Genomic DNA, 14,022 nt, shown 5'->3' with positions numbered 1-14,022 from the left:
CCCCTTGTCCGCCACCGCCGAACCCGTCGTCTCCGAACTGATCAGCCTGCTGTCGCTGGAGCGCCTGGAAGACAATCTGTTTCGCGGCCAGAGCCGCGACATCGGCACCAAGTACGTGTTCGGTGGACAGGTACTGGGCCAGGCCCTGTCGGCTGCGCAGGCCACGGTGGAAAACGGCCGCCAGGCGCATTCGCTGCATGCCTATTTTCTGCGTGCCGGCAATATCGACCACCCGATCGTCTACGACGTCGACCGCACCCGCGATGGCGGCAGTTTCTCAGTACGCCGGGTCACTGCGATCCAGCACGGCAAGGTGATCTTTTTCTGCGCGGCCTCGTTTCAGGAACACGAAGACGGCGCCGAGCATCAGTCAGTGATGCCGGTGGTGCCGCCGCCGGAAGACATCGAACCGGCCGCACCGCTTGCGCCGGAGGTGCTGGCGAACCTGCCGGCCAAGGTGCAGCGCTGGCTCTCGCGCGGTGGCCCGTTCGAGTTTCGCCACGTATTTCCGCGCGACGAACTCAAGCCACCCAAGCGCCCACCGTTCCAGCAGATGTGGCTGCGTCTGAACGACCCGATCGGCGACGATGTCGGCCTGCACCAGGTGCTGTTGGCCTACGCCTCGGATTTTCAGTTGCTGGGCACCTCCACGTTTCCGCACGGCATCAGTTATTACACGCCGAATGTGCAGATGGCCTCGCTCGACCATGCGCTGTGGTTTCACCGCCCCTTCCGCACCGACGACTGGTTGCTGTACTCGCTGGATAGCCCCACCGCGCAAGGCTCACGCGGCCTGGCACGTGGGCAGTTCTTCACCCGCGATGGCGTGCTGGTCGCCAGCACCACGCAGGAAGGACTGATCCGTGTGGTGCCCGAGGGCAGCGCGATTGCCGTGCCGGCCAAGGGCTAGGCGCAGATGGGTGGCGCTACCGTGTCGCGGACTCATCAATCGATGGCGCAGGTGGCGGGCATGCGGCCGGCTCGTCGCGCAGCACGCAAGCTGTTACGACGACGCGCCGGCCAGCTCACCGGCGCGCGTGCGGCCACTTAGCCGTAGCCATCACCCACATCTTTCTTTTCATCTTGAACCGGCGCAGCACTGGCGCCATTTGTTCGGGACCCAACGGCGGTTTCCACCAGCATGCGCAAGATCTTCAGCAGTCAACGTATCGAAACCGCCGAGGGCGTGGCCAATCTATTGCGCAACGCCGGCATCGATGTGCGCATGAGCAATGGCCGCTCGTATGAGAGCAAGCGCACCGGGCAGTTCAGCTACCTGGAGCAAGGCAACGCGCAGGCGTATCCCACCGTGTGGATCGTGCACGCCGACGACCAGCCGCGCGCGCGCGACCTGCTGCGCGATGCACGCCTGCTCGACACCACCCGCCGCGATCTGCCGAATGTGGAATACACCTTCCGCGAAGGCGAAAACGGCTCGAGCTCCAGCGCGCGCAGCTGGGCCTGGCGTATCCGTCTGGTGCTGTTGCTGGTGATCGGTGCGGTGGCCATGTTTGTGGTGATGCGCCATCGCAGCACACCGGCGCCGGTCGCCCCAGCAACACAGCCCGCATCGCAATCGGCACCGGACGCAACGCCGCCAGCGGAGGACGACGAAATGCGGGTGCGGATTCAGCCGGCACGCTGAGCGCTTCTGCGCTGTGGTGGCGTGGTTTGGGCTAGCAGGGTCAAGCCCTGGCGCCGTGATCGTCAGCAACGTCGCAGTGATACTGGCGATCCTGCATCACTCCATCAAGCTGGGGATGCTATGAGGCGCGCCAACACAAGGATCGATCTGCGTGCCAGTCGCGCGCGCATGGCAGATCGTCGGGATGCGCGCAGTACGCGTGTTAGCTGCCTAACAACGCACACACAAAAAACGGCCTCCTGCTTACGCGGGAGGCCGTCTGTCGATCGGCGCCTTGTTAACTGTTGCGAATGAGCAACCGCCATGACGGCGGTGTCATCCCACCACTGCACTACTCAACCAATTGCACTCCACCTAAGAGCAGCTCACAGAACTACCGTGCTTACTGCCAAGCGCGCGCGGCCGGCGCTCGGAATCGGCACGTACCACCCGTACGCTCCGGTTCCTGCGGGCCGTCCGCGCCCACCTGACGACTGCTCGCTACGTTTTGTTTGCCGCTCTCAATGCTCAGTTGCCCGCGGCAGGCTTGGCCGGCATCGGACGCTTGCCGTGATCGCCACGGTCGCCGTGCTCACCCGGGCCACGCGGACCATGCTCGCCGCGCATCTTGGATGCGGCGTCGAACTCGGCCTTGCTCAGCTTGCCGTCCTTGTCGGTGTCGGCCTTGGCAAACCACGCATCGCGATGCTGCTGCATGCGTAGCTCACGGTCGGCGCGATCGACAAAGCCGTCCTTGTTGACGTCCATCTGATCGAAGCGCGCGGCAAACTTCGGGTCGGCCTTGGCTTCCTCGCGACTGATGCGGCCGTCCTTGTTGGTATCGAATTTAGCCATCCACTCGCCACGTCCCTCGCGACCCGGACCGCGATGACGCGGGCGCTCATCGCGTGAAAGCTTGCCGTCCTTGTTGGTGTCCAACGTGTCGAACTGCGCAGCCAGCTTGGGGTCAGCGGCGGCTTCGCTACGATCGATGACGCCATCGTTATTGCTGTCGAGCTTGCCAGGACGCGGCGCATCGCCGGCAGCAGGCGGAGTGGCGGCGAACACGACGCCGGTGGACAGCGCAGCCAGCACGGCCAGGGCGAGGAAAGGTTTGCGAGACGTCATGAGAAACTCCTGATTGTGGGAACCACACGCGGCACCTGCATGGGCCGCATCGCGTGGGTGGCGCATCCGGAGAGGCCGTGCGCTGCCACCAACACCCACATCAACGAGCCATCGGCGCACACGTTGACGCGCACACCTGGCGTATTCATCCGGCGGACAGTCGCCGCTGTTGCGACGCACAGGCGCTATCCTGCGCGCATGGCCATCCACGCCGACACCCACGACGACCTGCGCCTGTTCCAGACCGGCGAGCATGCCTGCGGCTACTGGCCCGAGCGTCGTGCGCGCGATCTGGTGCTGGACCCGCACGACCCGCGCCTGGGCACGATCTATCCGCAAGCATTGGCATGGGGGTTTCGTCGCTCCGGCGACTTGGTGTACCGGCCGCATTGCGAACGCTGCCGCGCGTGCGTGCCGGTGCGCATTGCAGTGGATGCATTTCGACCCGATCGCAGTCAACGCCGTTGCCTTGCGCGCAATCAGGATCTGGTCGTGCGCGTGGTCGCAGCCGAACGCACCGACGAGCAACTCGCCCTGTATCGCCAGTACCTCAAATCCCGACACCCCGGTGGCGGCATGGACGAGCATGGCGGCACCGAATTCGATCAGTTCCTGATCGGCGGCTGGTCGCATGGGCGGTTTCTGGAGATTCGCGAACCGGCGGTGGCGCATGCACCGGGGCGGCTGCTCGCCGTTGCGGTCACCGACGTCACCGAACATGCGTTGTCTGCGGTGTACACGTTCTACGCGCCGGAGGCGGCCGCGCGCGGCCTGGGCACCTTTGCGATCCTGCAGCAGATTCAATGGGCTCAGCGCGAGCGACGCGCGCATGTGTATCTGGGCTACTGGATCGACGGCCATGCAAAGATGAATTACAAGCGTCGTTTCAGCGCACTGGAAGCCTACGACGGCCGCCAGTGGCGCGGATTACCCGCGACCGCATCGGCGCCGTGAATCGCAGCGCGCGACATCGGGCTGTCGCATCCAGCATGCGAGAATCGCGCGATGATCAGACCTCTTTTGTTGCTTGCGCTGACCGCGCTCTGCGCTGCCTGTACCCATCGCACGCCGGCATCGGCCGCTACCTCCGATAGCGCCACCGGCGACCCTGTGCCGACACAGCTGCGCATCGCCACCTACAACACCTCGTTGTACTCAGACGAGGCCGGCGGCCTGGTGCGCGAACTGCAGGGCGACAGCGCGCATGCACGCAAGATCGCCGCGGTGCTGCAGCGCGTGCGTCCGGATCTGGTGTTGCTCAACGAATTCGATTTCGACCCGGACCACCGCGCTGCCGATCTGTTCCAGCAGCGCTACCTGCAGGTCGCCCAGCCAGGCGGCGGCGAGCCGCTGGGTTATCCGTATCGGTATCTGGCACCGGTCAATACCGGCGTGCCGAGCGGCCTGGATCTGGACAGCAACGGTACCGTCGGTGGCGATGGCCGCTCGCGTGGCAACGATGCCTGGGGCTATGGGCTGCATCCTGGTCAGTACGGGATGCTGGTGTTGTCGCGGTATCCGATCGATGCGCAGTCTGTGCGCAGTTTTCAATTGCTGAAATGGAGCGCGCTGCCGGGTGCACTGCGGCCGCTGGATCCGGGCACCGGGCGTTCGTTCTATAGCGACGCGATCTGGTCGCAACTGCGCCTGTCGTCAAAATCGCATTGGGACGTGCCGGTGCGCACGCCGCTCGGTGTCGTGCATGCGCTGGTGTCGCACCCGACGCCACCGGTGTTCGATGGCGCGGAAAAGCGCAACGCCGCACGTAACCACGACGAGCTCGCGCTGTGGCGTGCGTACCTGGACAACGCCGCCGACAGCAAGCGCTGGCTGTGCGATGACAAGGGGATTTGCGGCGGCCTGGCGGCCGATGCGCACTTTGTGATCCTGGGCGATCTGAACAACGACCCGATCGATGGCGCAGGCCGCCACGACGCGATCCGCGCACTGATCAATCATCCGAGCGTGCTGCAGTACCCCACCCCGCGCAGCGACGGCGGCCCGGAAAAGACCGCCGAATACGCCGCGCAAGGCATCGTGCACACCGGCGACCCGCACCAGGTCACCGGCGACTTCGGCCCGCAAGCCGGCACCATGCGCCTGGACTACGTGCTGCCATCGCACCAGTTCACCCTGATCGGCAGCGGCATCTTCTGGCCGGCCAGCACCGCCCCGGAAGCGGCAATTGCCGATGGCAGCGACCATCATGCGGTGTGGGTGGATGTTGGTTTGTAGCCGGGATTAGCGATTAGGGAGTTGGGATTGGTAACGTCGCGTTTTGGAATCTGCCGTACTTCCAAAGCGGGCGATGACAGGTCCATGGACGCAGGCATCGCTTGCGCTGGCTTGTACAGAACTGACGACAGCTGCACTTCGGCGAGTGACTGCTCGCACAGCTTGCCATCGCTGTTGATGGCAAGCGCATCACATGCTTGCAGCTGGCGTTCTGAAAGAAGTGCAGCACCAAGCTGCACTCTTTCAAGCAAGGCGCTGCTCAGTCTTTCAACTGAATCGTCAACGCCGCCGCCGCTACGCGCGCTTTCTCGCGTGCTGCATCGATGCTGTCAGCACGCGCCAACGTGACGCCGACACGGCGGTGGCCATCGACGCGCGGTTTGCCGAACAAGCGCAGCGCGGTGTCCGGGTCGCGCAATGCATCGGCAACTTTGTCGAACACCGGCACGCCATTGCCGTGCGCAAGCAGCGCGCAGGAAGCAGACGGGCCGCTCTGACGGATGACGCCGCCGTTTTCAGCACCGACCGGCAGGCCGAGGATTGCGCGGGCGTGCAGCGCGAATTCGCTCAATTCCTGCGACACCAGCGTTACCAGCCCGGTGTCGTGCGGGCGCGGCGAGACTTCGCTGAACCACACGTCGTCGCCCTTGACGAACAACTCCACGCCGAACAAGCCCCAGCCGCCCAGATCGTCGGTGATGGCTTTCGCAATCTCCTGCGAGCGCTGCAATGCGGCAGCCGACATCGGTTGCGGCTGCCAGCTTTCGCGGTAGTCGCCATCCTGCTGCCAGTGGCCGATCGGGTCGCAGTACGAGGTGCCGCCCGCGTGCCGCACGGTCAGCAAGGTGATCTCGTAATCGAAATCGATAAAGCCTTCGACAATGCAACGCCCGGCGCCGGCACGTCCACCGGTCTGCGCGTAGTCCCACGCCGCATCGATGTCGGCCTCGCTGCGCAAGGTGCTCTGGCCTTTGCCCGAGGACGACATCACCGGCTTGACCACGCACGGCAGGCCCACCGCGGCGATCGCATCGCGGTACTCGGCAGCGGTGTCGACAAAGCGATACGGCGAGGTCGGCAGGCCCAGGGTTTCGGCAGCCAGGCGGCGGATGCCTTCGCGGTCCATGGTCAGGCGTGCGGCGCGCGCGGTGGGAATCACGCGCTGGCCCTGATCGCGCTCCAGCGCCACCAGGGTTTCGGTATGGATGGCTTCGATCTCCGGCACGATCAGGTGCGGCTGCTCTGCGGCGATCAGCGCGCGCAGCGCGGCGGGATCGAGCATGTCCAGCACGTGCGAGCGGTGCGCCACCTGCATCGCCGGTGCATTGGCATAGCGATCGGCCGCGATCACTTCCACCCCGAAGCGCTGCAGTTCGATCGCTACTTCCTTACCCAGTTCGCCCGACCCCAGCAGCAGCACCCGGGTGGCGGAAGGCGATAACGGCGTGCCGAGAGTAGTCATGAGCGCGGGTCCAGATCGGAAGGGGGCGGCCATTCTAACTGGGCCTTCCGCTCGAACGCTGCCCGCAAATCTTGCATCACTTGATATCACTTTGATATCTTCATTCCAAACTCAAGGACATCCGCTCATGAAAGAGAAGCCGATCAACTCACTGCCTGGCATCCCCGTCATCATCGCCGTTGGTGCGGCGTTCGCAGCCAGCGCCTGGATGCTGCTTACCGTGGCGGCCTCGGCCGAGGCGATTCCGCTCGCGTTGATCGCCACCATCGTGGTGGTTGCCGTCGGCATCTTTTTCCTGGCCGGGCTGTACACCCTGGAACCCAACCAGGCCGCCGTGCTCAGCCTGTTCGGCAAGTACGTGGGCACGGTCAAGGACCCTGGCCTGCGGTGGAACAGCCCCTTTTATGCCAAGCGCCGGGTCAGCCAGCGTGTGCGCAATTTCGAAAGCGGCCGGCTCAAGGTCAACGAACTGGATGGCAGCCCGATCGAAATTGCTGCCGTGATCGTGTGGCAGGTCATGGATGCATCGGAGGCGGTGTACAACGTCGACGACTACGAAAGCTTCGTGCATATCCAGTCCGAAGCGGCGCTGCGCGCCATGGCCACCAGCTATCCCTACGATCAACACGAAGATGGTCAGATTTCGTTGCGCAGCCATCCGGCCGAAATCAGCGAACAGCTCAAGCGCCATCTCGACGAGCGCCTGACCCAGGCCGGCGTGGACGTGATCGAAGCGCGCATCAGCCATCTCGCCTACGCACCGGAAATCGCGCAAGCCATGCTGCAGCGCCAGCAAGCCAATGCAGTGATCGCCGCACGCACGCGTATCGTGGCGGGTGCCGTGGGCATGGTGGAGATGGCACTGGCCGAGTTGCAGAAAAACGGCGTGGTGCAGCTGGACGAAGAGCGCAAGGCGCATATGGTCAGCAACCTGCTCACCGTGTTGTGTTCTGATCGCGGCACCCAACCGGTGGTCAACGCCGGCTCGCTCTATTGAGGTGAAACAATGAATGTCATGGTGCCACTGGTAGTCGCTCTGTCCGGTTTGCCCGCGCTGGCGATCGCCGCCTCCATCGGTGCGGACGACGACGACCGCGCACGCGGTCTGGGCCTGCGCTGGGCGCTGATCAGCCTGGTGATCCTGATCGGTGCCGCCTGCCTGTACTGGGCCGGCGACAACCGCGCTGGTATCTATGCGGTGGTGATCGGCATGATCATCGGCGTCAACGTATTGATCGTCTCGATGGTCATGCACCTGCGCCGTTACAGCGGCCGCGGTGAGCGCGAGTGAGCGAAAAGAAGGCCTATCCGCTGCGCATCAACGCCGATGTACTGGCTGCCGTGCAGCGCTGGTCCGACGACGAGCTACGCAGCCTCAACGCGCAGATCGAATACGTGCTGCGCGATGCGCTACGCAAGGCAGGGCGCTTGCCGAAGCCGCAGGGCGACAAGGAGCCGCAGACATGAGCAGGCGCTGCAACGGGCGAAGCGTCGCCGCATCGCTGTCATGTCTCCACGCCGTCAACGGCGATGACATCCAGGTCGCGGTGGCCATACCAAACAACCCCGGCATGCTCGCTGCCGGCGCCCACACGTATCGCCAAGCGTCACGCCACAGGTGACGATCAAGGACGCCCGATGACGACGCGATCCGGTCAACGCCACGGCGGCGTTGCACAGCACACGGCACACACCGGTCACCGCCAGCCACCGCATCGGCGCGAGTACGCCGTCGCTCCGGTCGCGCCCTGGAGGCTTGCGCTGTGGCTATGGCTTCCGTTGCTGGCTGTCGCGTGCGTGATCGTCGTGGTACATGCGGACAATGTCCGTCATGGGCATCCTGCCGCCCTGTACACCCACCTGGCATTGCTGCTGGCAATCGCAGTGAGCTGCACCGCCGCGCATGCGCGACGCGGTATCCGGCTGCAGGACGATCGCTTGATCGTGCGCTCGACACTGTTCACCAAGCAGGTACCCGTCGACCAGATGCGGCTGGACACCGCGCGCGTGGTCGATCTGGCCGAGCACCCGGCCTTCAAGCCAGGCCGAAAGTCGTTGGGCTTTGGCTATCCGGGTTTCCATTCCGGGTACTACCGCAGCAGACAGGCAGGCCCGGGGTTCTATCTGGTCACCCAATCGGCCCGCGTGCTGACCCTCCCGCTCAAGGACGGCAGCGTAGTCGTGCTCAGTCCCGAACAGCCGCGCCAGCTGCTGCAGGATCTACAGCAACTGGCCGCGCAACGCGCTTAGCCCTACCCTGTCGCGATGCGCCCAAGACTGTCCCTGCTGCTCAACAACACCGCCATCGAACTGGTGCCAGCTGCCCTCTTGCGCGCGCGCAGCAATGCCGATGCGCGCGTCCTGGCGCAGGCCGACTGGCTACTGCGGCGCAAACGCGATGGGCGCTATCTGGCCGCGCAGCTGCCACACGGGCTGATGCCGCTGGTGCCGCGACTGGCGCGCGAACCTGGTCTGGACGAGGCACTGGACCGGTTGCAGGGCGCCACTGCGCGTTCCAGCCAAGGCCACGCGGGCGTCCTGGCGATCGACGGCTTGCAGCATCGCCTCACACAGCTCGGGCTTGTTGCAGATGACTATGTAGAACAGACCGGCCTGCGCCTGATCGCCGAACCGGCAACGTTGCAGTTCGCCGGGCGCGATCGCTTCGGCCGGCCGCTCTGGCTCAACGCAGGTGCGGTGCGTGCGTGGCATCAGATGCGTGCGGCTGCGCTGCGTGCGGACATCGTGCTCGATGCGATCTCCGGCTACCGCAGCCACGATTACCAACTGGGCATCTTCGAACGCAAGTTCGCACGCGGGCTGACGCTGGACCAGATTCTGGCGGTCAATGCCGCACCGGGCTTCAGCGAACATCACAGCGGCGATGCGCTCGATATCGGCACTCCGGGCGAACCACCGGCAGAAGAATCGTTCGAGGCCACCACCGCGTTTGCGTGGCTGCGCAGTCACGCGCCGCGCTTCGGCTACCGCCTGAGCTATCCGCGCGATAACCCCCATGGCATCGTGTACGAACCCTGGCATTGGCGGTGGCACGCGCCATGAAGCCTGCCGCACGCTGTGTCGTCGCCATGACAGGTCCAACGCGTGAGCACGCGCGCTGCATCGCCATCACCTCCATAGCCTGCCGATCCCCCCGGCTGTGGTCTGACGCAACACTCGGCCGCCTGCCGCCCGCCGCCACCTGATTCCCAACCCTGCTGGAAACATCCGCTTATGGACGAGCACATCGATAGACAGCGCCGCACCGCCACCGCCGCACTCCTCGGCGCCGGCGTTGCGCTGACCATGCCCGGATGCGGCAAGAGCCCCGACACATCGCTGCAGATCACCGATATTGCCGGCATCGATCGCACTACGGTGGCACGCATCGCGCGGCCGCGCAGCGTGGACGAGGTGGTCAGCCTGCTACGCGGCAGTACCGGTCCGGTGTCAATCGGTGGCGCGCGTTACAGCATGGGTGGGCAAATCTCTTCACCCTCTTCGCTGCACCTGGACCTACGCGAGCTGGTCGGCCTAGTGCATCTGGATGTCGCTGCCCGACGCATCCGCGTGCGTAGCGGCATGCGTTGGCGGGACGTGCAGGACCTGATCGATCCACATGATCTGGCAATCGCGGTGATGCAGAGCTACAGCAACTTCAGCGTCGGTGGCTCGATCGGGGTCAATTGCCATGGCCGCTACCTGCATGCCGGGCCGATTGCGCACACGGTGCATGCCTTGCAGCTGGTTGACGCAGGTGGCCAGATACACGAACTCAACCGCACGAACACTCCGGAGCTGTTCTCCGCTGTCATTGGCGGCTACGGCGGGCTCGGCGTGGTCACCGAAGTGGAGTTGTCGCTGACACTCAACGACATGCTGGAGCGGCGGGTGGAACAAGTGGCGTTGGACGACTACCCCGCCTTCTTCGCCGACCGTATCGCCGCCGACCCACTGGCGGTGATGCACAATGCCGACCTGACGCCGCCGCACTTTGATCGCCCATTGGCAGTGACCTGGGTCAGCAGCGATGCCGCACCAACCGATGCCAGGCGCCTGATTGCGCGCGACCTGGACTACAGCCGCGAACAGAATCTGATCTGGGCTGCATCGGAACTGCCGCTGAGCACGTCGCTGCGCGAGCGCTATCAGACCGCGCCGCTGTTGCAGACGCCGGTAGTGATGCGTCGCAATTGCCAGGCCAGCCTGGATGCGCGTTCGCTGGAACCGCGCACGCGGCGCATGTCCACCTACCTGCTGCAGGAATATTTCGTGCCGGTGCCTGCATTTACTGCATTCGCGCGCGAAATGGCCGCAATCCTGCGCCGCAACGATGTCAACGCACTCAATATCTCGATCCGCCACTCGCCTGCCGATACGGTGTCAATGTTGCGCTGGGCAACGCAGCCGGTGTTTTCCTTCGTGCTCTATTACAAGCAGCGCAGCGGCAGCTCGCCTGACAAGGCAACGGTGGCCTGGACCCGGCAGTTGATCGATGCGGCGCTGGCGCACGGCGGCCGCTACTACCTACCCTACCGGCTGCATGCCAGCCAGCAGCAATTTTCCGCCGCTTACCCGGAAACCGGGTCTTTTGCGAGCGTCAAAAGGAACATCGATCCAGAGCGTCGTTTCCGCAACCACTTGTGGGACAAGTACCTGCCTGGGTGAGTAACGCCGGGAACCGGCCATTACCGGCGCCCAGGACGCCCCTGATAACGCCCCCCCGCCCGCTCGCGCCGGCGTGCGCGCTTGTACATCCACCCGGTGCACCTATTCCTGCGAGCGCGGGGTCGGCACTTTCGCCGCGACGCTGAAGTCGGCGATCTTCCATAGATAAAACGCGGCGTAAGTGCGGTATGGGCCCCAGCGTTGCCCGCGCTCGGCAAGTTCCTTCGGCGTGGGCATCTGCGCTTGTTTGTCCACGCGCTGGGCGCCCTTGCGCACACCCAGGTCGTCGATGGGCAGCAGGTCCGGGCGGCCCAGGCGGAACATCAGCATCATTTCCACCGTCCAACGGCCGATGCCACGCACCGGCACCAGTGCTTCGACGATGGCGTCGTCTTCCATGAAGGCGAGCCTGCGTAACGAGGGAATTTCTCCATCCAGCTCACGCCGTGCCAGATCGCGCAGTGCCAGCGCCTTGTTGCCAGAGACACCGCAGGCGCGCAGCGCCGCATCGTCCACGCGCCCCAGGGTGTCGGAATGCAGACGGCTCGATCCGATCGCCAACTCCACCCGCGCCACGATCGTGGATGCGGCCTTGCCGCTGAGTTGCTGAAACAAGATGGCACGCGCCAACGCGTCCACCGGGTCGAACGGTTTGCGCCAACCTGGCTGCGGAGCGATGGGACCGATGCGCTTCATCCACGCGCCCAACGCGCGGTCGCGCCGGCTCAACTGCGCGAACGCCGCCTCTACATCGAATCCGCGGGTATGCCGTGGCATCTCAGCGCCTCAACGCGCCGATCGCCAACACCACCCAGCCCAGCATCAAGCCGACCCCGCCGATCGGTGCAAGGCTGGTCGGCCAGTGCAGCAAGGCGCCGCCAACCAGGCTGCCGGCAAACAGCAACGTGCCGAGCAACAACAGATACAACCCGACGCGCGCGAGCGCACGCGTTTCGGTGGCGCCCAGCACGACCAGTACGGCACCGTGCCCAAATGCGTACAGCGATGCCAACTGCAACCGCGACTGCACCAGCGCGTCGGTCACGCCGTGCGAGGCGTAGGCCGACAGCCCCACCGCGATGGCGGCCAGCAAGCCGCCGCAAAAGGCCAGCAACGAGGGATGTTTCTTGCGACGTTCGATTAAAGACATGCGGGCAGTTTCCGTTGCGGCGCCGTGGCGCAAAAAAAAACGCGCCGCAAGACTGCGGCGCGTTTTCGTCTGGATCAGATCATCGTGGTGAAACGATTACTTGATGGCCCAGTAGACGTCATAGGTACCGTCCTGCGTAAACGACTTGTCCACGCCGCCCTTCCAGGACTCGTACGGACGTTCGGTCACGTCGTTGCCGCCGGTGGCAGACCAGGCACGCAGGGAGCTGCGGACGGCATCCAGGCCGGCCATATGGCCTGCGTAGGTAGCAAATGCCGAACGGTGTGCCTTGGTGCGCTCGTACTTCACCGGAGCTTCGGACGGGATGTTGAGCTTCAGCTCTTCACCCGTTGCGGCAACCGGTGTCGCATCGACAGGTGCAGCAGCTGCTGCGGCGTCGTCCTTCTTGGCGTCGGTCTTGGCGGTGTCAGTCTTGGCATCGGCCTTCGGCGCGCCACCGGCACGCTTGCGGACCGGCTGCACGACGTCGAACGCGTACTTGTCGCTGGCAAAGTCGGTGGTGACGATCCGAACCGGACCAGCAGCTTCCAGACCATTGGCGTCCATCACGCGCTTGATCCACTCCTGGTTGTCCTTGATCGACTTCTTGATCGTCTCGTTATCGCGATCGATGTTGCCCGCGGTGACGACCAACAGGTCCTCGGCCGGCACATCGACGATCTTGAGATCGCTCAACACCGGCTTGCCGTCCAGCTGCGCGCGGTAGTCGAAGTTCGGCACGGTGGCCAATGCAGTTGCCAGACGCGACAGGCCCAGCTTCAGGTCGTCGCCCACGTGGCGGCTGACATACAAGCCCGCATAACGACCGAACAGGTTCCAGCCGTACTTGACGCTGTAATCCTGGGTGATCTTGACGTTCTTGTTGTTCTTGCCGGTCGGAGCCAGAGTGAAATTGGTGACCTTGTCATAGCCCTTGGTGGGATCTTCGATCGCGATCTCAACACGCTCGTTCTTGACGGTGTTTTTAATTTCCCAGCTGCCGCTGCCGATATAGCCCTCGGTGGAGCTGTATTCGACGCGTGCACCCTTGCCCTCTTCCGGGCCGGCCAGCTTCAGCTGGATCTTCGGGTCACGCAGCACAAGCGGGTTCCAATCCTTGAAACGACGGAAGCTGTTCACGGTGTCGTAAACAATCGTCATTCTGCGGTTGGTCTCAACACTCTCGGACATCTGCCGCTCCGAGGGCAACACCAAGCCCACCACGACAAACAAGCCAGCCACGATCCCCAAGGCGATCAGGAACTCGATAATACGGGTCATTCAGGAGGTCTCCGGGGCCGATCCCACGGCCGGGTTGAGTGAAGCGAAGCCACCATCCTAGCAGGCTTCGAGAAAGATGTTCAGTTGTGCGACGGGTAGCGCGGTCTTGCGGTGTCATTTAGCGCACGCGGCGCTGTTGCGGAACTGCGCAATCCCAGTCTGTACAAGGGTTTGCGCCAATTGCGCGCAGTCATCATGCACATCGCGCGCTGCGTGCGTGTGATGCCGCATTAGCCAAAGGCATTTAGGGGCGTGTCACCGCCCCACTCGGCGCAACGCAATCGCATAAAGATGCATGCAGGACGGCGATGCCGCGTCGGGCAGCAAGCGCCGTGCAGGGCGGCATTGAGTTACGACGGCACTGCCGTCAGACGAGCTGCAGTTCGAACGCCTTGAGCACCGCACAGGTGCGGTCGCGCACGCCCAGTTTGGACTGGGTGAGCAGGCGCTGCCTGCAAGCCTCAGGCTTGCGCG

General features: G+C 64.3%; 17 protein-coding genes and 1 other RNA gene. 11 read left to right on the top strand and 7 right to left on the bottom strand.

The features are described 5' to 3' along the window. Window positions 1–4: 4 nt before the first annotated feature. The 3 genes from tesB (at window position 5) to ABQU90_RS02610 (ending at window position 2,141) form a co-directional block, all read left to right on the top strand. The gene (gene tesB / locus ABQU90_RS02620; protein ID WP_055845560.1) at window positions 5–910 is read left to right on the top strand and encodes an acyl-CoA thioesterase II; all 906 of its coding nucleotides are present in this window, start codon (window positions 5–7) and stop codon (window positions 908–910) included. Between the two features lie 231 nt (window positions 911–1,141). Further along, a complete protein-coding gene (locus tag ABQU90_RS02615; RefSeq protein ID WP_055845563.1) occupies window positions 1,142–1,645 on the top strand; it encodes a putative signal transducing protein in 504 nt (167 codons plus the stop codon). Between the two features lie 420 nt (window positions 1,646–2,065). Then, window positions 2,066–2,141: non-coding RNA, sX9 sRNA (locus tag ABQU90_RS02610), on the top strand. A gap of 11 nt (window positions 2,142–2,152) precedes the next feature. Here ABQU90_RS02610 and ABQU90_RS02605 read toward each other — a convergent pair. Next, a complete protein-coding gene (locus ABQU90_RS02605; protein ID WP_323521834.1) occupies window positions 2,153–2,752 on the bottom strand; it encodes an EF-hand domain-containing protein in 600 nt (199 codons plus the stop codon). A 39-nt stretch (window positions 2,753–2,791) separates the two neighbouring features. Between ABQU90_RS02605 and ABQU90_RS02600 the strand changes: the two genes are divergently transcribed. Together ABQU90_RS02600 and ABQU90_RS02595 are read left to right on the top strand one after the other, a co-directional pair. Next, window positions 2,792–3,706 (top strand): arginyltransferase, encoded by a 915-nt coding sequence (locus tag ABQU90_RS02600; protein ID WP_115527318.1) that lies wholly within the window; start codon window positions 2,792–2,794, stop codon window positions 3,704–3,706. A 51-nt stretch (window positions 3,707–3,757) separates the two neighbouring features. Beyond that, a complete protein-coding gene (locus tag ABQU90_RS02595) occupies window positions 3,758–4,987 on the top strand; it encodes an endonuclease/exonuclease/phosphatase family protein (protein ID WP_323521833.1) in 1,230 nt (409 codons plus the stop codon). Here ABQU90_RS02595 and ABQU90_RS02590 read toward each other — a convergent pair. Both ABQU90_RS02590 and purT read right to left on the bottom strand, forming a co-directional pair. Further along, a complete protein-coding gene (locus tag ABQU90_RS02590; RefSeq protein WP_323521832.1) occupies window positions 4,957–5,238 on the bottom strand; it encodes a hypothetical protein in 282 nt (93 codons plus the stop codon). The two genes, ABQU90_RS02595 and ABQU90_RS02590, sit on opposite strands and share 31 nt — an antisense overlap. A gap of 8 nt (window positions 5,239–5,246) precedes the next feature. Beyond that, window positions 5,247–6,449, bottom strand: a complete 1,203-nt coding sequence (gene purT, locus ABQU90_RS02585; protein WP_323521831.1) for a formate-dependent phosphoribosylglycinamide formyltransferase — start codon at window positions 6,447–6,449, stop codon at window positions 5,247–5,249. A gap of 127 nt (window positions 6,450–6,576) precedes the next feature. Here purT and ABQU90_RS02580 point away from each other — a divergent pair, with 127 nt between their 5' ends. The 6 genes from ABQU90_RS02580 to ABQU90_RS02555 all read left to right on the top strand — a co-directional run bounded on the left by ABQU90_RS02580 (window position 6,577) and on the right by ABQU90_RS02555 (window position 11,117). Beyond that, window positions 6,577–7,446, top strand: coding sequence for an SPFH domain-containing protein (locus tag ABQU90_RS02580; protein ID WP_115527315.1), 870 nt, complete (start codon window positions 6,577–6,579; stop codon window positions 7,444–7,446). A gap of 9 nt (window positions 7,447–7,455) precedes the next feature. Beyond that, entirely contained in the window at window positions 7,456–7,740 is a 285-nt protein-coding gene (locus tag ABQU90_RS02575) for a hypothetical protein (RefSeq protein ID WP_055845579.1), read from the top strand. Further along, a complete protein-coding gene (locus ABQU90_RS02570; RefSeq protein ID WP_055845582.1) occupies window positions 7,737–7,916 on the top strand; it encodes a type II toxin-antitoxin system antitoxin in 180 nt (59 codons plus the stop codon). Before ABQU90_RS02575 ends, ABQU90_RS02570 begins: the two co-directional genes overlap by 4 nt. A gap of 171 nt (window positions 7,917–8,087) precedes the next feature. Continuing rightward, window positions 8,088–8,699, top strand: a complete 612-nt coding sequence (locus tag ABQU90_RS02565; RefSeq protein WP_323517374.1) for a PH domain-containing protein — start codon at window positions 8,088–8,090, stop codon at window positions 8,697–8,699. 15 nt (window positions 8,700–8,714) lie between these two features. Then, entirely contained in the window at window positions 8,715–9,512 is a 798-nt protein-coding gene (locus tag ABQU90_RS02560) for a M15 family metallopeptidase (protein WP_323521830.1), read from the top strand. Between the two features lie 171 nt (window positions 9,513–9,683). Then, on the top strand, window positions 9,684–11,117 hold the full coding sequence (locus ABQU90_RS02555; protein WP_323521828.1) for an FAD-binding oxidoreductase: 1,434 nt from the start codon (window positions 9,684–9,686) through the stop codon (window positions 11,115–11,117). A gap of 102 nt (window positions 11,118–11,219) precedes the next feature. Here the strand turns inward: ABQU90_RS02555 and ABQU90_RS02550 are convergent, their stop codons facing one another. The 4 genes from ABQU90_RS02550 to ABQU90_RS22750 all read right to left on the bottom strand — a co-directional run. Next, window positions 11,220–11,894 (bottom strand): DNA-3-methyladenine glycosylase family protein, encoded by a 675-nt coding sequence (locus tag ABQU90_RS02550; RefSeq protein WP_323521827.1) that lies wholly within the window; start codon window positions 11,892–11,894, stop codon window positions 11,220–11,222. A 1-nt stretch (window position 11,895) separates the two neighbouring features. Next, the gene (locus ABQU90_RS02545; RefSeq protein WP_055845594.1) at window positions 11,896–12,267 is read right to left on the bottom strand and encodes a DUF423 domain-containing protein; all 372 of its coding nucleotides are present in this window, start codon (window positions 12,265–12,267) and stop codon (window positions 11,896–11,898) included. A 96-nt stretch (window positions 12,268–12,363) separates the two neighbouring features. Next, window positions 12,364–13,548 (bottom strand): polyketide cyclase, encoded by a 1,185-nt coding sequence (locus ABQU90_RS02540; protein ID WP_055845596.1) that lies wholly within the window; start codon window positions 13,546–13,548, stop codon window positions 12,364–12,366. Window positions 13,549–13,915: 367 nt separating this feature from the next. Next, on the bottom strand, window positions 13,916–14,022 hold a 107-nt coding region (locus ABQU90_RS22750), incomplete at its 5' end, for a transcriptional regulator (RefSeq protein WP_503064409.1).

It is taken from the genome of Xanthomonas sp. WHRI 10207 (assembly GCF_040202975.1).
Classification (GTDB): Bacteria; Pseudomonadota; Gammaproteobacteria; order Xanthomonadales; family Xanthomonadaceae; genus Xanthomonas.
This window is presented reverse-complemented; position numbering and strand designations above follow the sequence as displayed.

Bases quoted from the DNA above. Each gene is read 5' to 3' on its own strand.
- ABQU90_RS02615 (WP_055845563.1), top strand. From the start codon at position 1,142: ATGCGCAAGATCTTCAGCAGTCAACGTATCGAAACCGCCGAGGGCGTG.
- ABQU90_RS02605 (WP_323521834.1), bottom strand. From the start codon at position 2,752: ATGACGTCTCGCAAACCTTTCCTCGCCCTGGCCGTGCTGGCTGCGCTG.
- ABQU90_RS02600 (WP_115527318.1), top strand. From the start codon at position 2,792: ATGGGCCGCATCGCGTGGGTGGCGCATCCGGAGAGGCCGTGCGCTGCC.
- ABQU90_RS02595 (WP_323521833.1), top strand. From the start codon at position 3,758: ATGATCAGACCTCTTTTGTTGCTTGCGCTGACCGCGCTCTGCGCTGCC.
- purT (WP_323521831.1), bottom strand. From the start codon at position 6,449: ATGACTACTCTCGGCACGCCGTTATCGCCTTCCGCCACCCGGGTGCTG.
- ABQU90_RS02580 (WP_115527315.1), top strand. From the start codon at position 6,577: ATGAAAGAGAAGCCGATCAACTCACTGCCTGGCATCCCCGTCATCATC.
- ABQU90_RS02575 (WP_055845579.1), top strand. From the start codon at position 7,456: ATGAATGTCATGGTGCCACTGGTAGTCGCTCTGTCCGGTTTGCCCGCG.
- ABQU90_RS02565 (WP_323517374.1), top strand. From the start codon at position 8,088: ATGACGACGCGATCCGGTCAACGCCACGGCGGCGTTGCACAGCACACG.
- ABQU90_RS02560 (WP_323521830.1), top strand. From the start codon at position 8,715: ATGCGCCCAAGACTGTCCCTGCTGCTCAACAACACCGCCATCGAACTG.
- ABQU90_RS02555 (WP_323521828.1), top strand. From the start codon at position 9,684: ATGGACGAGCACATCGATAGACAGCGCCGCACCGCCACCGCCGCACTC.
- ABQU90_RS02550 (WP_323521827.1), bottom strand. From the start codon at position 11,894: ATGCCACGGCATACCCGCGGATTCGATGTAGAGGCGGCGTTCGCGCAG.
- ABQU90_RS02545 (WP_055845594.1), bottom strand. From the start codon at position 12,267: ATGTCTTTAATCGAACGTCGCAAGAAACATCCCTCGTTGCTGGCCTTT.
- ABQU90_RS02540 (WP_055845596.1), bottom strand. From the start codon at position 13,548: ATGACCCGTATTATCGAGTTCCTGATCGCCTTGGGGATCGTGGCTGGC.